Origin of the sequence: Sphingobacterium thalpophilum (assembly GCF_038396785.1) — a bacterium.
Lineage (GTDB): Bacteria > Bacteroidota > Bacteroidia > Sphingobacteriales > Sphingobacteriaceae > Sphingobacterium > Sphingobacterium thalpophilum_A.
Map to the genome: position 1 here is coordinate 2319220 of NZ_CP151087.1, position 19466 is coordinate 2338685.

At 38.8% G+C, this 19466-nt stretch carries 15 protein-coding genes and 1 pseudogene; 8 read left to right on the forward strand and 8 right to left on the reverse strand.

The features are described 5' to 3' along the window. Position 1: 1 nt before the first annotated feature. Positions 2-1627, reverse strand: a complete 1626-nt coding sequence (locus tag AACH28_RS10390; RefSeq protein WP_341832906.1) for a TlpA disulfide reductase family protein — start codon at positions 1625-1627, stop codon at positions 2-4. 669 nt (positions 1628-2296) lie between these two features. Between AACH28_RS10390 and AACH28_RS10395 the strand changes: the two genes are divergently transcribed. From AACH28_RS10395 to AACH28_RS10410, 4 genes are all read left to right on the forward strand, one after another. Continuing rightward, positions 2297-2653, forward strand: a complete 357-nt coding sequence (locus tag AACH28_RS10395; RefSeq protein WP_341832907.1) for a hypothetical protein — start codon at positions 2297-2299, stop codon at positions 2651-2653. Positions 2654-2856: 203 nt separating this feature from the next. After that, a complete protein-coding gene (locus AACH28_RS10400) occupies positions 2857-3261 on the forward strand; it encodes a helix-turn-helix domain-containing protein (RefSeq protein ID WP_341832908.1) in 405 nt (134 codons plus the stop codon). 21 nt (positions 3262-3282) lie between these two features. Next, positions 3283-3675 carry a hypothetical protein gene (locus AACH28_RS10405; protein WP_341832909.1) on the forward strand — a complete coding sequence of 131 codons (393 nt, stop codon included), beginning with the start codon at positions 3283-3285 and terminating at the stop codon, positions 3673-3675. A 127-nt stretch (positions 3676-3802) separates the two neighbouring features. Beyond that, complete coding sequence (locus tag AACH28_RS10410) at positions 3803-4354, forward strand: hypothetical protein (protein ID WP_341832910.1); 552 nt, start codon at positions 3803-3805, stop codon at positions 4352-4354. Between the two features lie 311 nt (positions 4355-4665). On the opposite strand, the pseudogene AACH28_RS10415 reads toward AACH28_RS10410, so the two are convergent. From AACH28_RS10415 to AACH28_RS10445, 7 genes and pseudogenes are all read right to left on the reverse strand, one after another. Next, positions 4666-5472 (reverse strand): annotated as a pseudogene (locus tag AACH28_RS10415) (ISAs1 family transposase). Then, positions 5375-5806: an ISAs1 family transposase gene (locus AACH28_RS10420; protein WP_341832911.1), complete on the reverse strand. Its 432-nt coding sequence runs from the start codon at positions 5804-5806 to the stop codon at positions 5375-5377. Before AACH28_RS10420 ends, AACH28_RS10415 begins: the two are co-directional and overlap by 98 nt. 695 nt (positions 5807-6501) lie before the next feature. Next, a complete protein-coding gene (locus AACH28_RS10425) occupies positions 6502-6759 on the reverse strand; it encodes a hypothetical protein (RefSeq protein ID WP_341832912.1) in 258 nt (85 codons plus the stop codon). A 166-nt stretch (positions 6760-6925) separates the two neighbouring features. Beyond that, on the reverse strand, positions 6926-8461 hold the full coding sequence (locus AACH28_RS10430; protein WP_341832913.1) for a RagB/SusD family nutrient uptake outer membrane protein: 1536 nt from the start codon (positions 8459-8461) through the stop codon (positions 6926-6928). Positions 8462-8466: 5 nt separating this feature from the next. Further along, positions 8467-11691, reverse strand: a complete 3225-nt coding sequence (locus tag AACH28_RS10435) for a SusC/RagA family TonB-linked outer membrane protein (protein WP_341832914.1) — start codon at positions 11689-11691, stop codon at positions 8467-8469. A 649-nt stretch (positions 11692-12340) separates the two neighbouring features. Continuing rightward, positions 12341-13612: a serine--tRNA ligase gene (serS, locus tag AACH28_RS10440; protein WP_341832915.1), complete on the reverse strand. Its 1272-nt coding sequence runs from the start codon at positions 13610-13612 to the stop codon at positions 12341-12343. 312 nt (positions 13613-13924) lie between these two features. Further along, positions 13925-14998: a class I fructose-bisphosphate aldolase gene (locus AACH28_RS10445; RefSeq protein WP_341832916.1), complete on the reverse strand. Its 1074-nt coding sequence runs from the start codon at positions 14996-14998 to the stop codon at positions 13925-13927. Positions 14999-15109: 111 nt separating this feature from the next. On the opposite strand from AACH28_RS10445, the gene rsmI reads away from it, so the two are divergent. The 4 genes from rsmI (at position 15110) to AACH28_RS10465 (ending at position 19369) form a co-directional block, all read left to right on the forward strand. Beyond that, a complete protein-coding gene (gene rsmI / locus AACH28_RS10450) occupies positions 15110-15775 on the forward strand; it encodes a 16S rRNA (cytidine(1402)-2'-O)-methyltransferase (RefSeq protein WP_341832917.1) in 666 nt (221 codons plus the stop codon). A 36-nt stretch (positions 15776-15811) separates the two neighbouring features. After that, positions 15812-16519, forward strand: a complete 708-nt coding sequence (locus tag AACH28_RS10455; RefSeq protein ID WP_341832918.1) for a PH domain-containing protein — start codon at positions 15812-15814, stop codon at positions 16517-16519. Positions 16520-16542: 23 nt separating this feature from the next. After that, positions 16543-18171: an apolipoprotein N-acyltransferase gene (gene lnt, locus AACH28_RS10460; RefSeq protein WP_341832919.1), complete on the forward strand. Its 1629-nt coding sequence runs from the start codon at positions 16543-16545 to the stop codon at positions 18169-18171. Between the two features lie 61 nt (positions 18172-18232). Beyond that, on the forward strand, positions 18233-19369 hold the full coding sequence (locus tag AACH28_RS10465; RefSeq protein WP_341832920.1) for a cysteine desulfurase family protein: 1137 nt from the start codon (positions 18233-18235) through the stop codon (positions 19367-19369). Positions 19370-19466: the final 97 nt, after the last annotated feature.

Below are 19466 nucleotides of genomic sequence, written 5' to 3' on the forward strand. Positions count from 1 at the left end.
TTCATTTTGTTCTCCTTTCTTTTAACGCTTTTGCGCTGTTTTTATAAAAAGAAAGATTCAATATTTCTATCATCGCCTTAAATTCACGAATAGAACCTAAAGACAAGACCCTGCCCTGTGGAGAAATAAGGACATAATGGGGAATGCTTCGATGTTGAAAATATTGATTCAATATAGTGTCTTGATAAATCTGAGGCATATCCATTGCGTAGGGAAAACGATTATGATAGCGTTCAAAGAAAGCTGCAACACTTTCTTTGGTATCCCTATTTCCCTTTTGATTAACTAGGACAATGGCTATATTGTCTTTCAAGGCTCGATGCAAGCTGTCAATTTTTGGGAATCCCTTAACACAGACGGTACACCAGGTCGCCCAAAAATCCAGTAGGATAAATTTTCCTTTTGATTGATGAAAGTTAAATTCAGCAGTATTACCATCTTTAAGTCCGAGATACGAAGTAGACCAAAATTTATCCGGTAACCTATCACCAACCTGGAGCCCTTTTATTTTATCCAGCCCATCGGCCCCGCTGTCCTTGCGGGGCGTCTGAGCTGATAAACTAAACATAGAAACAAAACATAAACACAAGCATGTCATAATCATGCGATAGGCACGCTTATAATCCGCAACGAATAAAAGCCATTTTAAAGCCCGCTGAACAACTGGACCTAGTAATCCAAGCAAAGTGTTAGCTCGAAACAATAAAGCCTTACAGATTGACTTAAAGAACCTTAAAACAGATCGTTCAGATTCTACTCCATAAGTCAATCTAGACTCTCCCACCTGCTGAAAAGCTTGCTTTTGTTGGGTGGGACTTGTGCAATCGTTTAGTTGTCCTTGTGTATAACAAGGGCTTAGCAAGGGTGAACCTAGGGTCGCGCTATAGTCAAGCTTGTGTGTTTCTTGTGCGAACGTATAGTCAACCGTTAAATAACCAATAACTACCGAATTTCTACGTTTCATCGGATTTTCATCGGGTCGGCATCCGGTTTTGATCGGTGTGGCCCGATGAAATCCCGATGAAAACTCGATGCCAATAGCATGAAAGGCAGAAGCTGGGGCGAAGTTGGTTAGGCAAAAGACAGTAGAAGGTGATACCTCTTCCCCTCTTCGGCTGGCCTTCGGCTCAGCTTCGAGGCTTCTTCGGGACATATTCGAGACAGGCTTGGCACTTCTTCGGCTCAGCTTCGGCAGTGCTTCGACTGTTGTTCGACTACTACCCGAAGCGCAGTCGAACAACAGTCGAAGCGTTCCCGAAGAAGAGGCGACGTTGGTACGACGCAGTGTCGAACGATCCTCAAACAAAAGCCGAAGGCTGCCCGAAGAATCTGCTTCTTTTATTAGGTTTTGAGTGCTAATCTTACAACGCTTTTTTAGCAGGACCGACGTACCTTTAAAGTACGTTTTTCCTTGTCCAATTTTCTTACGCAACAGTTGCGTCAATAGTACTATATCTGTGCTTAAGTAGTACTTAATCAATACTTGAAATATGCTGATAAAGTGCATATGAAAATTGGTGGGTAAATCAGAGAATTGAATCTTGTTTTTTTCCGATTTAACTTGGTTTAAGTGGGAGAAATCCTTAACAATAGGCAGTTCACTCCCACCCTTGTAAAAATGAGTCATTTTTAAAGGTGTTAATGGGCTGTGACCTGCTTGGATTAGGCTCCTATTCTGATACTTACAAACGCATCTCCTTTGCTCCTAAGCCTTGCTTAGGTCACAAATAAATAATAAGGTTAATAAAAAATCGAAGGGCGTTTGAATGGTTAGTTTCCAAGGTATATAGTAGGGTCGTCACGCACTTTACGATTAAAAAAGTCCTATGGACTTTTCGCCTCGAGAGCTACTCTGGAGAACGGACTAAATTTTTGTACAGCTGTTTTTTCATACTCGTTTTATTGGTTAAACGAGTCCCAAAACATCAACAGGGTGGTTCCTGCTTTCAGTATCAACAAGGCACTAGCACAGGCCCCGAAACAACGTCCAACAGGAAACCAGCCCTGAAGAAGTGCAAATATACAATATTTACAAGGTTCTTTATGGGCAAGGTGTACTCCTGTCGTCTCGTTTCGGTTCAAAAAGTGCTAGTTTCTGTTGACGAGACTCTTTAAATTAAATGCAAAATAGAGAGCAAATAGCTCGCAATCTTTAATAATTCAGTACAATGATACAAATATAATGTATAACGACGTAATATCAAAATTAAATGACGTATTTTTCAGTATTCATATAGTTTTTTATGTTGGGTATATTCGTTTGTTCCATTCTTCATGAGTGGAAAACTACAGTACAATGAGCGGAAAACACATAGGAAAAATCTTAGATATTGTTGCGACAAATCATCCATTGCCAAAAGTCGAAATTATAGAATTGGCTGGTTATGGTTCTCAATCAACATATTACAAACACAAATCGCAGAAAGATTTGCCGTTCTCAATTCTCTATAAGTATGCAAAGGCAATGGACTATAATTTTGCCAAAGAAATACCTGAATTTGAAAAATGGATTGAAAAGAATAATCTTTCGAAACCAGGCACAAGCAGTCTGGAGGAATCAAAATTACTCAAGGAGAGAGACACATGGAAAGAAAAATATTTTGAACTATTGGAAAAATATAATGAACTTCTAGAAAACCTCAGAAGACGATAATTACAATTTAACCAATCCTAATGCTTTAGCATCCCCTTTGCTCATCTATTTTTAATTACAGCTAAAACTAACTTATAAAATGTGTTTAATATAAGCAAACAGTTTTTTTACTATTTTTTTTAGTATATTTACCTACATAAAAAGTAGTTAAAACTACTTCCCAATTAAACTTCAATAATTCAGAATGAGTAGATTTGTAGCTTATGGCAAATGAAGACAAACATCCATTTTTAGAATTGGATAACAAAAAAATAGGACATAAAATTTATATTCAACGAAAAATTGCAGGTCTTAAAGCGTTTGATGTAGCCGAACAACTTGGTATCAAGGAAGCCGCTTATACCAAATATGAACGTGGGGAAACAAAAATCACCATTGATTTTGTTAAGAAGATATCAGAGATATTTAAGATAGATCCTCTACTCCTATTGTCTTCAAACGACGTGAACTATTTTGATAATATTCATAATTCGCCTATTTTAAGCACATTTCACACCTATCAATCCACTAATGAGAAACAAAATGAGGCTATTTTGGCTTTAATTGAAAATGTAATTGAGATGAAGAAGAACATCATTCACTTACTTAATGACAAATCTAATAATTAGAAGATATTTAAATCGACATTTATGGCAAATGACAACATATTACAAGAACTAGACAAAAACAAATTTGGAGTACTATTTCAAGTTCATCGTGAAATTAACGGGTTATCCGCTTTGGAAGCAGCTGATAGATTGAACTTAAAAGAAGCTGATATTGTTGAAATCGAAAAAGGCGAAGCTGTAATAACACCAGAGATTGTTAAGAAATCCTCTGTTTTATTTAAAACCGATTTTATTTCTTTACTGTCATCTTCATCAAGTGTAAATCACTTCGAGAATGTTTACAGCTCACCGATTAACAGTAATTTTCACACATATAAATCTACTGATGAAAAGCAAAGTGAAGCAATTTTGTTATTAATTGACAATGTTACTTCGATGAATAAGCATATAACTGAATTACTGGTGCAAAAGTAACTTTGCCCTTTAGGTGCGGGCGACGCCCCTATTTGTTGCTCGCATTTTAATAAAAAAACAGCCAATTATAAACCAAATACTCTGAAATAAAAAACAAAGCCAATATTAACATATTAACAATAAAGCTATGTTTGACACCACCTTACCTTATAAACTTGTACAGGTACACAAGAACAAGTTCGGCAATAACGAGTCTTTTGTACGTGAATACATTTTTAAGTTTTATCTTCACAATAAAAAGGGTTGTATAAAATATATTGTAAGCGTTAAAGAATACGCAGAAGGTTTGCTCACTATGGATTACTACCCTAAGATTAGTTTAACACCCAAAATATCTACGCTAGATACGGTAAAAGACCTCCGTTATCGTATGTTAACAAAACAAAATTCTTTTGGTAAAATTGGAGGAACACTGATGGATATTATGGTACTATTTCAGAACAACTATAATTTAAGAATATGGGGATTCTTGGCAGCGAATCTAATAAAGGAAGATACCAATGATAATAATAAGCGATACCGTACCTACATTGAAATCCTAAGACGTTCATTTCAAAACAAATATAATGTTTTCGGAAATCGGAAAAATTCAGTTATATTTGTAATACCTAATATTTTAAACAAAAGTATCAAGGAAATAGTAAAGCGATATGAAGACATCTTTGCAGAAACAAACTAAGCACGAAGTTAAGGTAACTCACAGAGTTCCGAAGACTACGCATGCCGTAACTTCTGACAAGAACAGATTTAAAGGTATGTCTAAAGACCTCGAGAAAGTGGAACCACTCTATATTCCTGGTTACAAAATAAGAGGATAATTCCTTATATTCTCAACGCCAGCTGTCCGTGTTAAACAACTAATCTGGCTTAATTAGCCCGATAACTTCTCTTTTTTCTAATCGCAAGTGTTACAAAAATTATAATTCCCTAAATTATAACTCCGATTTTAATTACCACGAATTCGAGGTAGATACAGCAGGGTCAACGCATTTAAATTTGGCTAAACAGGCTGATTAAGAATTTATCGTCCCATCCTGCCTTTAGCCTTTTGGTGACCATCGACCCATTTGATGTATCTTTCTTCAGCAAGTTCAGTCCTATCTTTCGGATATAGGAAAAGTTATCGGCGGCATTCTTGGTTCTCTTTCTTTGCCTGTCCTCATTGAAGATCATGTCGAGCGACCAGTGCAGTTTATTTTCTACTCCCCAATGCTGACGGATATAGGTGTTCAGGCGAGTTGCATCTTCCAGCAGGCTGCTGATATAATATCGCGTCTCTGTTGTTTTTTTATCCTTTAGTTCTCGAGTGGATGTTATCCGTACCACAGACTGTATCCCAGTCCAGAAAATGCTATTATCTATGAAAGTCAGGTTGGTAATCACTTCCCACCTGCGTTTTTCGATACGTCCATGCCCCTTCTCGATGGTCGTATCGGTGGATTCAGGTGCTTGTTTTTCAAACCTTTCGGTAATCTGATCCAGCAGTTCCTGCTAGTTTCCCTTGACCGACAGGATATAATCCGCCCCGTTCTCCACGATCTTTGTAGCAATATCGGTCTGTGTCCCCATGGCGTCTATAGTAACGATGCTACCCTGAATGTCCAGCATATCCAGCAAAAGCGGAATAGCGGTAATCTCGTTGCTCTTGTCCTGGACTTTGAGCGGCCCCAGCACCAGCTCGTTTTCAGCAGCCCAGGCACTAACCATATGAATGGCTGACTGTCCATGGAAACTGTCTTTTGAACCCTTTATGGTCTTGCCCTCTATGCTTATTGACCTTTTTGTTGATCTCCGCATTCTTCAGCCCTGAGACCCATTCCACAAACATCTTTTCGAACAGTTTGGGGCGAAGGTTGCTGAAAAACCGGTTGATCGTGTCGTGGGATGGGATACCGTTGGACAGTTTTAGGAAATTTTTCAAAAAACCGTGCTTGGTCTTACCGTAGGATTCTATCGCATCCCAGGATTCTGCCCCACAGAGTACCGCTAGGATGGAAAGGATGATGATGTCGACCAATAGATGTCTCTTGTTCCAGTTGACCCGGTAGTCCGGAAAACGCTCGAAATACTCGTGTAGTGATGTTTTTGTCTCTGCCATATCAACAGCAAAGATACCTCCTGGAGCTGTCAAGACTTTAGTCTTTTTGCCAACACGTAATCAACATTTTGTGAAAACTGAACTGATTTTAAACCTGTTTTATGCGTTGACCCTGCAATACAATCTATTTTAACACTTATTTCCTAAATAAATTTTAGGAGGCTGTTTCTGGGTTCCTAATATAGATTTTTTCCTCATTTGAATTTTTACGCTACTTTTCATTCCGTGAAGATATACAGCTGTCCATTTTTTCCTTTGACCGGATTCCTGATCAACGGATCATCTACCCATTTCCAGGTGTTTATCTTTACGAAGAATTCATTGTTATGAATGCTACCGGATTGGAGAGATTCCAATCATATTTGGCCTTTTTTTGGAGGTATTTTAACAGTAATGTGCCGATCAGTGAAGTCCAGATTTGTATCATCACTGCATTTTCAGATGTCCCTATGAATGTCGATACTTTTAAGCATTGCTTTAGATGCTTGAAGAATACTTCGATATGCCAGCGTTGTTATTGATGTTTGCCACAAAAGAAGACTTCCAGCCGGTATTATTGGTTAAAAATTGGTACTCATCGCCCGTGCTGCTGTCTCAAAAGTAAACCAGACGAAGCAGTTTGCCGTTGTATTTATTGCAGGCAGGACCAGCAAGGTCAATGAGCTCATCTTTAATCATTTCCTTTTCCAGGAGTGCTCCACTCTGATATGATTTGATAACCTTCTACTTCATGCCTGTTTTACTCCTGATAACGAAGTAACAGCCAGTGCTGTCCAAATATCCCAAAGCCAGCTATAATCCACGTAACCACGATCAACCACCACGCGTCGTATGGGAAAACTGTAGCTACCCGCACGCCGCACGCTGACTCTCATGCAAGATCTTTGCGAAAATAGGTATCCTTTTGCCAAAGCATATCCAAAAGAGAAAAGTGATTGTACCCGAATAATGTATGTAAGATTGTAACAATAAAATATACTTACCATTTGTAAGTTTTTCTTGGCGGACTTTACCTAAGAATTTCCACTGCTGAAGCAAAGTACGGTATCTAATCCGTAAATTTGATGAAATAAGTTCAGGCTAAACTTACAAAAAATGGTCGGAATTTCTTCCGACCATTGTAGATATTAAGCTTTCTAAAAATAATTTGACTTAGTTATTCAAATTGGGATTGTTGATTACTTCAGCTTGAGGAATATCCATTGTCAGTTTATCTGAGTTATATGGGAACTGGGTTCCCGCATCAAACAAATGATTTTCTCCCCTTGTAATAGTAGCTTTGTTACGTTTCATCGCCAAATATGATTTTCCTTCACCCCACAGCTCTACACGAGTCTGTAAATAAATCTCATCAAGCAAAGATTGTGAAGACAAATTATTGACGTAACTATATGCTGATGCATCCTTGAATCGTAATGCTAACAGTTTTTTCAGACTTTCCTGTGCTTGAGTCGTATTACCTAAATGCGCATTAGCCTCTGCATTTAAAAGATAAAACTCATCAACACGCATATACAAATAATCAGTAGTGATAGTCCTTTGTCCACCTACGACAAGATCCGGAGCGAAAAACTTACCCAACGGTAAATAATCTGCTTCTGGTATAAACTGGGTTTTACGAACATCTTTAGAATTAATTTTTTCATAAAGTCCCGCATCTATGCCTTTAGGATCTCCCGCCCAAGCATAGCTATATGTGAAAAGGTCCACCTGTCCCCACCACGACACCAAATCAAGATTAGTAGAAGTTTGAATATCGGCTCCCCACATCCAGCTTGAAGTTTCCAAGTTATTGAAACCTGCAGCGCTGCTGTTGGCCTTATAGTTCCATTGCGAATAATCGGCTATAGGATTCGCGACCGATTTATCAATAGACAATTGACCTGAGACTTGTTCGTAACTTGTCAATGGGTATGAACTGTTCATAAGCGACGAAGTTAAATCAGCAACTTTTTGCCAATCTCCGCCAGCTTGTCTTGCAGCATAAGCATAAGCTAACATCCCTTTGGCTACATCTTGATCAATCTGCCCTTTTGTTGTACGGGAATAACCGTTCAAAAGATCGACAGCTTGAGTCAAATCAGCAATAATGAGATCAAAGATTTCTTTAGACGTTGCTTTTGGCTGATTGATCTGTGAGGAAGAAGTATAGATCGGCAATATCTTTTCTGATCCTGTACCATACAGATCCTTCGAATATAAATTAGCCAAATAGAAATATGAATTCGCACGGATTGCTTTTGCCTGTGCATAATAATATTTGTCACTATTGGACTCAGGAACAACATCATTACCGCCCAATTTATCAATGACGCTATTTGAAGAATAGATTAAACCATAATAATAACGCCATGGAATATAATTTGGGTTTAACGTATAATTGATTGGCGCGGTAAGGTTAGCTATAGTCTGATACCAACCATAGTTCACTCCTTCCAATACCATATCTCCACAGAGCATATCCATATAAATATCATATCCTTTCTGACCAAAGTCATCGTGCCCTGTCGTCCCACCTGTCTCCGTTTGATACATCTGTGCATAAAGTCCTCTGATCAAGGATTCTGTTGATGTTTGCTCAGGAGTCAACTTCTCCGTAGGAGTTGTTTCCAAAAAATCTTTTTTACAGCTGCTAAATGACAATGAAGTCGCAGCCAAAACGATATATAATAATTTTTTCTTAGTCATTTTCATTAAAATTTAGCGCGTAAACCAACAGAGACAGTAGATAAAGGAGAATAACTATAAGTATCTGTATTACCATTCTCCGAAGCTGACGGATTAAACCCTTTCCGAGCTGATCCCAACCATAAGTTGTCGCCCGATACCCAGAGATTTAAATTGCTTAAACCTGCCTTCTCAACAAAAGCTTGCTTGAAAGTGTAACCTAATCTTACATTATTTAAACTCAAATAATTTGCTTTTGTCAAGAAACGAGTGGAACGTGAATTAACATTCGGATCAAGCTTGTGATTATTAGATATACGAGGAACATCGGTAATATCACCTTCTTTCTGCCATCTCTTTAGAATATCGGTAGACCAATTATTGGATCCTAAGTAACCATTCCCCATCAATCCCGCATACGCATAGTCGTACGCATAACCACCTAAACGATAAACAAATTGTGCTGCAAAATCAAAATTGGCGTACCCCGCTCTAAGCGTAAATGCTCCTCTCAACTTCGGCAACGATGATTTACCAATAAAATACTGTGTAGCCTCGGCATAAGTTTTCGTTGTGCTTTCTTTGACTTCCGTATTATCTGGATTACTAAATTGAGAAAGTGACGCTATTTGCTCCCCTGAATCAAATTGACCATTATTGTTATTATCAGTATAAAAGACTTTCCAAGTGCTTGCTCCATCTGCTGGATCAACTCCCGCAAAATCAACCATATAATAATCAAATATAGAATGATCTTTTGCCCATGCATAAGGGGCTTGAACATCAAGCTCTTTCGGCAAATTCGTTGTAGGATCCAGCGGCATTTTGGTAATTTTGTTCGTAAAAGTTTCACCATTTACACTTAAATCAACAAATCCTTTTGTACCCTTCCACAAATGACCAGTTAAATCAAACTCAAGTCCCTGATTTCTTAGGTTTCCATCATTCACCTTGATAAAAGCATATCCTGTAGAAGTACCATATCTTTTATTAAAGATTAGATCTGATGTATTCTTTACATAATATTCGACACTACCCGTCACATATTTACCCAAATCAAATTCAACACCAACTTGGAACATTTTCGAAGTCTCCCACGTTAAATCCGGATTTCCTTTTGTATCAAAGATTGTCGCCGCCTCATCTGTGACATTTTGAACATCATACAAATCATATCCCGGATAGTAGCCAACACCGGCTTGATCACCAAGAATACCATAAGATGCTTTTAGCTTTAAATAAGGAAGTGTTGAATTTCCTGACAAAAAGTCTTCGTTACTCACAATCCAACCAGCTCCAACCGATCCGAAAGTCCCCCATTTATCTTTAAGGAAACGTGAGGAACCATCTCTACGTATTGTTCCAGATAAATAGTATTTGCGTGAATAGTCATAGTTAACCTGCCCGAAGAAACTTTCTAACGTATAATCATTAACATATGATTTTACGGGATTTGATACTGCGACATTGTTAAATTCCAAAATATCATTATCAACCAAATTGTATCCTGACACAGTACCAATGTGTTGAGAATAATCTGTAATCTCATGAGCAACTAGAGCCTCTAAATTATGTCCCCCTTCAAAAGAAGTCTTATAACGTAATAAGTTTAATAAATTTAAATTCTTAAGCTCAGTAGTTTGACGATACAAAGAACCTCCTTGTGAAGCGGAAGATCCATAATATTTATTTCCTCTTTCTGTCAATACATTATTATAATACTCCATACCCAATGTATTCTCAAAAGTCAGTCCTTTAGCAATGTTAAAATTCAAATAACCACGACCTGAAATTTCATTCCGCTCATGTCTATTGATATCATATGTTGCATCTGCGATAGCATTTGTTAAAGATCCAAAACGGCGACTGTTAGTATTACCATAATCATAAACATAACCGCCATAAATATCATCAGCTATCTTATTACCATCAGCATCTCTTTGAAATAAAGGATATATAGAAGGCATATTATCAACGAACCAAAAAATTGATCCCGAATCACTTGTTTGACCATTATTATTACGGGTTGTCCGAGCAAAATTTAGATTAACCCCGGCGTTTAACCAACTTGTTACTTTTTGATTCAAGTTTAGACGCCCTGAAAAGCGCTCAAAATCGGAATTAACAGAATAACCTTTGTCTTTCAAATAACCAAAAGAGGTAAAATAATCAGATTTATCTGTTCCTCCGCCAAATTTAACATTAGCATCTAAACGAGAAGAACTTTGGAATGCTTCATCTTCCCAATTTTCAGGATTCCATTTGCGTGTTACGTCCGATTTAAAAGTACGAGTTTCAGGATCGATCATTTCGGAAACATTAGTTGTATTCCAAATGTTATTTGACGGATCTAATCCAATACCTTTGCTTTTAAACAAATTATTATTTGCTACTGTAATAGCTTGATCATCTGTATAGCCGGATAATTTCCCGTAATTATATATACCTTCCCAACCTAGAGCAACATATTGTTCAGGGCTCTTGATTACATCATAACGAGGAAGCAGAGACATATTCACACCATAGTTAACATCTGCTTCTACAAAAGATTTTTTTCCTTTACCATTTTTTGTAGTTACGATAATAACACCATTCGCCCCACGAGACCCGTAAATCGCCGTCGCTGCCGCATCTTTTAAAACGGTAATATTAGCAATATCAGCATTATTTATTGAAGTTAAATTTCCGGAGAATGGCACTCCATCAACAACGTACAAAGGATCACGACTACCATTCACCGATCCGTATCCCCGTACACGTACCGTTGCAGTAGTTCCGGGCTGACCTGAAGAATTGGTTACTTGAAGTCCCGCCACTTCACCAGCTAAAGCTTGAGAAACGTTAGATACATTTTTTTTATCAATATTCTCCGCATTGATCTTCTTGGCAGACCCTGTAAATGATTCTTTTGTCGTACTGCCGTATCCAACAACAACAACCTCTTCCAAAGCATTGTCATGATTTACCAAAGAGACATTGAATACAGTACTATTGTTATTAACAATAATAGTTTTATCATCAAAACCAACGGAACGGAATACGACAACCTTACCTGCCGGTACATTCAATGAATAATTACCATCAGTATCAGTCTGTGTAGCTTGATTAGTTCCTTGTACAACTACTGTCACCCCTGGTATTGCTTTACCGTCAGCAGATGTAACACGACCACTAATCTTTTTTTCTTGAGCGAATGCAACCGAAGTCAGAATCATACCGCCAACAAGAAAACTTAGTAATGTTTGTTTCATGTTTTAGTTAGTTAATTTTATTATTTTTTCTAATCCTATATATTGATACAAATTATATCCGTTATCATAACCGTCTAAACATAAATTGCTTAGACAATAAACAGCAAAAAACATAACATGCTATTGCAGTTTATTCAGTAACAGTTGAAAATATTTTTGGAAAAGCGGGCCCCAGGTAGATGCAGGGTCAGTCCTTAGATAAATATCCAGCTGTAAAATTTGCTCTTTTCAGCATTTACAGTAAATAATAGTTAGTGCGATTTTTATTAGCGGTGTCAAATATAGAAAGCCAAAGTTGCTTTTACAAGTTTTTTAACATAATCTCCAGAAAGCAGAAAATACCGCAATAATAAGTTCACAATTTTACAAATTGTTACAAAAGAATCATTTTAGAATAAAAACTCATCAAACAATTTTCAAACAGAATTTTATACGGAATGAACCATAATTAACAAAACATTAACAATGTTATAAGAAAACGTTAACATGTTAATCTCCTATTTTTTTGTATTAACAGCCCATGCAATTTATAATGATTCTAAACACTTTAAAATCGAATTATAACAAAAAAAAGACGCTCGACCATCTCAGGCTGAGCGTCTTTCATATTGAGATTAAATAAGTCTAAAGACGACTTATTTATTGATATTTAATCGATATACTCAAATTTAGTGTACGGAACCAAAACTGCTGGAATCTTAATTCCTTTTTCCGTTTGATTATTCTCCAATATCGCTGCGACAATACGTGGTAAAGCTAATGCCGAACCGTTCAAGGTATGTGCCAGTTGCATCTTGCCATCAGCATTTTTAAAACGGACTTTCAAACGATTCGCTTGATAAGTTTCAAAATTGGAAACGGAAGATACCTCTAACCAACGTTTCTGAGCAGAACTATACACTTCCATGTCATAGGTCAATGCAGAAGTAAAACTCATATCTCCACCGCAAAGGCGCAGTACACGGTAAGGCAGCTCTAATTTCTGCAACAGTCCTTGTACGTATAAACTCATTTCTTCCAGCACTTCATAGGACTTTTCAGGATGTACAAGCTGCACCGTCTCCACTTTATCAAATTGGTGCAACCGGTTTAATCCACGTACATGTGCCCCGTATGAACCTGCTTCACGACGGAAACATGGTGTATAAGCACAATGTTTGATCGGAAACTGTCCTTCTTTCACAATCTCGTCTCTATAAATGTTGGTGACCGGAACTTCAGCTGTAGGGATCAAATACAGATTGTCGTTACCCACATAGTACATCTGTCCTTCTTTATCCGGTAATTGTCCCGTAGCAAATGCAGAATCTTCATTGACCAAGATAGGCACCTGTACTTCTTCGTATCCTTCTTCTGCTGCCTGATCCAAAAAGAAATTGATCAATGCCCGTTGCAATTTAGCGCCTTTGCCTTTATAGATAGGAAAACCTGCACCGGCAACTTTTACGCCAAGCTCTAAATCAACAATATCATATTTGTTCAACAATTCCCAATGCGGCAATGCATCCTCCGACAAAGCCGGGATTTCGCCATGGCTCAAAACAACTTCATTGTCCTCAGCACTTACACCTGCTGGAACAGATTGATGCGGTAAATTAGGTAATTGTACGATCTTCTCATTCAATTCTGCTTCAATTGTTCCCAATTGATCCAAAAGTTGCTTCACTTGCTCCTTATATCCCGAAGATTTGGATTTAACGGTTTCAGCTTCTTCTTTTTTACCTTGGCGCATCAGATCTCCAATCTGTTTTGCTGCCGCATTAGCCTCTGCCGAAAGTGCGTCAGATTCCGATTGGATCTTACGACGATCTTCATCTAAACTGATGATTTCGTCGACCAATCCAATTTCCTTGAAATGCTTGACAGCCAATCTTTCGATTACCGTATCCCTGTTCTCACGGATATAATTCAATTGCAACATAATATAAATGTGTTATTTAAAATAGTGAACAAACTTAGATAAATTTGCCTTTATTTACAAGCAATTTTATTCCTAAACCACCATCAAAAAGGCTTTTTGACTACTTTACGGCGCTCTATTTTCATTACACCGCACCGGCTAACATCCATCAGCCCATGGAAGACCAATCTTCCATGGAACCGATATTTACACCCCATAATTCATAGAAAGAGCGTATCCATTAGACGCCTAATCGATACGCTCTATAATTCGATCTATATTCAAAGCCCTGTGCTGAGATTCAACCTGATGAACTCATGTGATGCGCATTTGCTAAGCAATGTTTACCTCATCGCATAAATAAACATCCTGAATGGCATGTAATAATGCGACACCTTCATTCATTGGCTTTTGGAAAGCCTTACGGCCAGATATCAACCCTGTGCCACCTGCACGCTTGTTGATAACCGCAGTTTTTACAGCTTCCTGGATATCATTCTGTCCCGAAGCTCCACCAGAATTGATCAAGCCAGCCCGACCGGCAAAGCAATTAAGCACCTGGTAGCGGCATAAATCAATAGGGTGATCGGAAGAAAGCTGTGTATACATGCGTTCATCCAGCTTTCCATAACTACTTTTCCCCATATTTAATGCTTTAAAGCCTCCGTTTAATTCGGGTAGTTTTTGCTTAATGATATCCGCTTTGATCGTTACGCCCAAATGATTGGCCTGTCCGGTAAGATCCGCTGCTAAATGATAATCTTTATCACCTACTTTAAAGGCCGAGTTGCGCAGATAACACCATAATACCGTCGCCATCCCCAAAGAATGTGCTTCTTCAAATGCTTTTGCTACTTCGATAATCTGACGGTCTGATTCCTCAGATCCAAAATAGATGGTCGCCCCTACCGCAACTGCCCCCATATTCCAGGCTTCGCGAATTGTTCCGTACAGGATCTGGTCGGCTCGATTAGGATAGGTCAATAGTTCATTATGATTGATTTTAACCAGAAACGGAATCTTGTGTGCATACTTTCGGGCAACTGCTCCTAAAGCCCCAAAGGTAGACGCCACGGCATTGCAATTTCCTTCCAAAGCTAGCTTGACAATATTTTCCGGATCAAAATACTGAGGATTTGGCGCAAAAGAAGCTCCTGCACTGTGTTCGATTCCCTGATCTACAGGCAATATCGAAAGATACCCGGTATTGGCTAACCGTCCCGTTCCAAAAAGTTGCCCCAAACTCCGCAAGACCTGTGGGCTACGGTCACTCGAACTATATACTTGGTCAATAAATGCTGCTTGTGGAAGATGAAGCATTGTTTTGGAAACTGCGGGTTGATCAAATTCTAACAAATAACTCGCTTCTGCGCCTAGATGTGCCTGTATTTTTTCAATGTATTGCATAATTTATTTAAAATAAAGTGATGGAGTTTACCATTATCTTTAAAATAAAACTCCAAAAAGCACAGAATGTTTTAGCGCATATTATATAGTAAAAAAAACTTAACTTTGACCATGTTATATTTAGTTCCAACACCTATTGGCAATCTGGAGGACATGACGTTCCGTGCGATCAATGTCCTGAAAGAAGTGGACCTCATCTTAGCAGAGGATACAAGGACCAGCGCTCCGCTTTTGAAGCATTTTGGAATCGACAAAAAAGTATTTGCGCATCATCAGCACAATGAACATAAAGCGGTAGCTGAAATCATTAAATTCTTGAAAGAAGGGCAAAACATTGCATTGATTTCAGACGCAGGGACGCCGGCGATCTCAGATCCGGGATTTTTGCTGGTGCGTGAAGCCATCAAAGAAGGGCTTGAAGTGCAGTGCTTACCAGGCGCAACAGCTTTCGTGCCAGCGCTTGTCAATTCTGGTCTTCCCAACGACCGTTTTTGCTTTGAAGGTTTTCTCCCCGTCAAAAAAGGAAGACAAACGCGCTTAAAAGCTTTGGCGGAGGAAAAAAGAACGATGATCTTCTACGAGTCGCCACATCGTATTCTCAAAACCATAGAAGAATTTATCACCGTTTTTGGCGCAGAAAGACAAGCTTCGATATCACGTGAACTGAGCAAACTCTATGAAGAAAATGTTCGCGGAACATTAACTGATTTAAAATTACACTTTGAAAACAATCCGATTAAAGGAGAATTTGTATTTTGTGTAGCAGGATTGGAATAAATTTTGACAATCTTTAGGTATTAAAAAGTATTTGACATGAACATGGAACAATTTGCACAGGACGGGCAGGACATAAAAATCATTGAAAAATTGGTTACTAAAGTCCAAGATATGCTTACTCCAGGGGAAAAAATAGATTATATTGCAGTTCAAAAGAAACCTGCAGTTACTATTTTACCAGATAGTATCACCATCAGTAATAAGCGCATATTTATGTGCGAATTTACTAAACTGGGTCTGGCTACTGATTTTGAAATCTTCGGTTGGCAAGATATCAAGGATATTGCCTTTAAGGAAGAAATATTCGGTTCAAAAGTTACGGTTATACCATTTACTGGCGAGAACTTAAGCATAGACTATATCCCTAAAGTTCAGGCTAGGAAATTGTATCAATATATTAAAGCCGCCCTTGAAAACTATAAAAAAGCGGAATTGGCGGCCGAAAAAGAAAAAATAGTCATTGCTCCAACAGTTGCAAAGGAAGTGATTATCGAACGGCCAGAAAATAATACACCGGTTCAGCCAGCAGTTACAGCGCCGGCGGCACCTCAAGCTGTTGTATCCGCACCAGTAACTTCGCCAGCGCCAACGGTATCAAACATCCCGCCCGCTCCACCCGTTAAAGAAGAGGAAGATGATGAAATTACCTTAAAGCTCAAAAAATTAAAAACACTCTTCGACAAACAATTGATTACCCAAGAGGAATACGAGAGTAAAAAGAGAGAAGTTTTATCCAGTTTATAATCATAAATGGGAGAAAATATAGCGTGAAAAACAACTATTTACTGGCACTTTTAAGTGCCTTTTTATTGTGGTTGGGCTGGCCTCCAATCCCCTATTCCAGTCCCTTATTATTTATTGGGTTTGTGCCTTTGCTGATTGCTGTAGAAAACATTATCCGCAGTGAAACACTCCAAAGAAAAGGCCGTAAAGTATTTCTTACAGCGGGACTCACGGCTGTTGTTTGGAACACGGCTTCTATTTACTGGGTATACAACTCCATTTCAGCGGTTATGCCGCCTTTTGCAGCTGTTGTCATCAGTCTGATACCTTTTTGTCTTGGCGCCGCTTTAATGGCGCTGGCTTTCAGGTTATATGGGCAATTACGACGCAAAACGAACATCCTGTTATCCCTTTTCGGATTAATGGGATTCTGGATAAGCTATGAATTTTTACACGAATCCTGGGATTTAGCCTTCCCGTGGATGACTTTAGGCAATGGTTTCGCAAGTTTCCACCAATTGATCCAATGGTACGACATCACAGGGGTCTATGGCGGAACAATATGGATCTGGCTGGTCAATATCTTGGTATTTACACTTTACCTCAATGGAAAAGGACTTTATCCGATCAAACGTAAGATTATTCCTATTGCCTCTTTGGCGACTATATTGTTGGTTCCCAGCGCCTACTCGCTGCTTCGTTACTTCAACTACGAAGAACATCAGAATCCTGCACAGATTGTTGTTGTTCAACCGAATATTGACCCTTATATTAAATTCAATTTAAGTCCGGAGGAACAATTAAACACCTTATTCGCCTTATCAAATTCAGTCGCCAAACCCAATACGGAATTTTTCATCTGGCCTGAAACTGCACTTTCACAGAACGGCGATTTTGACGAGGAAAACTTTAGGGAAACCTATTCTTACCAGCGCATTTTAAAATTTTTAGATCAATATAAAAATGGTAATGTACTTTCAGGTATTGAAAGCTATCAGTTGTACAACTATGCAAAAACACCTACTGCGCGTGAAATAGCTCCCAATGTATACCAGGATAATTTCAACGCTGCGACATTGATCGATTATTCCTCCAAACTTCAGTTTTACCATAAGTCTAAACTCGTTCCGGGCGTAGAGCAAATGCCTTTTGGCGCAGCGATGAATTTCCTGAAACCTTTATTTAAAGCATTCGGCGGTACGACAGGTGGTTACGGAAAACAGGCCGAACCTTCGGTATTCTATGCCCAGAGCGGTATTGGTGCCGCACCCGTAATCTGTTATGAATCCATTTGGGGCAATTATGTTTCCCAATATGTCAAAAAAGGCGCTCAGTTTATTGCTATCATCACCAACGATGGCTGGTGGGGCAATACTTCGGGTAAAGACCAGCATTTACAGTATGCAAAACTGCGTGCGATTGAAAACAGACGTTGGGTGGCCCGATCGGCAAATACGGGGATTTCAGGCTTTATCAACCAACGCGGCGATATTGTACAACAGACTAAATGGTGGCAGCCTGCAGCCCTAAATCAGGAAATTAATTTAAATGAAGAAATTACTTTCTACACGCGAGCAGGTGATATTGCTGCCTATTTGGGTTTGGTGCTCGCAATGGGAGGACTTGTGATACTCATCGTGGTCCGACGAAAAAAAGAACTTATAGGAAAATAAAATGATAAAAATAAGTCATTTAATACCTTTAATTTACTTTGGAGATTTGTAATTTTGCAGCATGCAAGTATATTTTGATAATGCAGCGACTACAGCCTTAGATCCTGAAGTAATAAAAGTAATGGTGGATGTGATGAACAATAACTTTGGAAATCCATCTTCTATCCATAGTCACGGACGACAAGTAAAAACAATTGTAGAAAAAGCACGTAAAACGATTGCCAATCTACTTCATGTATCTCCAGCAGAGATCTTCTTCACATCGGGTGGAACCGAGGCCGACAATATGGCCATCGTTAGGTCAATCGCCGACTTTGGGATAACCCATGCCATCACCTCCCCTATTGAGCACCATGCCGTATTACATACCTTAGAAGAACTTGAAAAAGCCGGTAAGGTGCACCTCGACTTATTGGAAGTTGACGAAAAAGGTAATTTAAATCTCACCCAGCTGGAAGAACTTTTAAGTACCAATCCGCGTACGTTTGTTTCCATTATGCATGCCAATAATGAGATCGGAAATCTCAACGATATTCAACGTATCTCCGAGTTATGCCAAAAGTATAATGCGATATTCCATTCGGACACGGTACAGACCATGGGGCATTATCCACATGACCTTGGTAACCTTAAAATAGATTTTATAACAGGGGCTGCCCATAAATTCCATGGCCCAAAAGGGGTGGGTTTTCTTTACATCAATGCGAATAACAAGATTAAACCGTTAATCTATGGTGGAGCACAAGAGCGCAACATGCGTGGTGGAACAGAAAATGTCTATGGAATCGCGGGGCTTGCCAAAGCTTTAGAACTTGCCTATGAGCACATGGAAGAACACCACGCTTATATTCAAGGGCTCAAATCTTATATGATCGACGAGTTGCAGAAAGCAATCCCCGAGATTGATTTTAATGGTGTTATTGAACCAGAAAAATCACTGTATACCGTACTAAATGTTTCTTTCCCATGTAGTGACCTTGCTGACATGCTTTTATTCAACCTGGATATTGCAGGGATCTCTTGTTCTGGTGGCAGTGCCTGCAGCTCAGGAACAGACATCGGATCGCATGTATTGGGTGCAATCAAATCAAGCTCGGAGCGTCCTTCGGTTCGTTTTTCATTCTGCAAGCATAATACAAAGGAAGAAGTCGATTTTGTGGTAGCAACCTTGAAAGAACTTTGTACAAAGAACAAATAACATTTCCAGATATAGCTTCAAGGATGACCCGCAAGTGAAGAAAAAAATCTCAAGCTTGTAGCAATAAGAACTTATTCGATAGCCGAAAACAGCTATA

Coding starts and splice junctions, on each gene's coding strand:
- AACH28_RS10390 (WP_341832906.1), bottom strand. CDS start 1,627: ATGACTCATTTTTACAAGGGTGGGAGTGAACTGCCTATTGTTAAGGAT.
- AACH28_RS10395 (WP_341832907.1), top strand. CDS start 2,297: ATGAGCGGAAAACACATAGGAAAAATCTTAGATATTGTTGCGACAAAT.
- AACH28_RS10400 (WP_341832908.1), top strand. CDS start 2,857: ATGGCAAATGAAGACAAACATCCATTTTTAGAATTGGATAACAAAAAA.
- AACH28_RS10405 (WP_341832909.1), top strand. CDS start 3,283: ATGGCAAATGACAACATATTACAAGAACTAGACAAAAACAAATTTGGA.
- AACH28_RS10410 (WP_341832910.1), top strand. CDS start 3,803: ATGTTTGACACCACCTTACCTTATAAACTTGTACAGGTACACAAGAAC.
- AACH28_RS10425 (WP_341832912.1), bottom strand. CDS start 6,759: ATGGTAAGTATATTTTATTGTTACAATCTTACATACATTATTCGGGTA.
- AACH28_RS10430 (WP_341832913.1), bottom strand. CDS start 8,461: ATGACTAAGAAAAAATTATTATATATCGTTTTGGCTGCGACTTCATTG.
- AACH28_RS10435 (WP_341832914.1), bottom strand. CDS start 11,691: ATGAAACAAACATTACTAAGTTTTCTTGTTGGCGGTATGATTCTGACT.
- serS (WP_341832915.1), bottom strand. CDS start 13,612: ATGTTGCAATTGAATTATATCCGTGAGAACAGGGATACGGTAATCGAA.
- AACH28_RS10445 (WP_341832916.1), bottom strand. CDS start 14,998: ATGCAATACATTGAAAAAATACAGGCACATCTAGGCGCAGAAGCGAGT.
- rsmI (WP_341832917.1), top strand. CDS start 15,110: ATGTTATATTTAGTTCCAACACCTATTGGCAATCTGGAGGACATGACG.
- AACH28_RS10455 (WP_341832918.1), top strand. CDS start 15,812: ATGAACATGGAACAATTTGCACAGGACGGGCAGGACATAAAAATCATT.
- AACH28_RS10465 (WP_341832920.1), top strand. CDS start 18,233: ATGCAAGTATATTTTGATAATGCAGCGACTACAGCCTTAGATCCTGAA.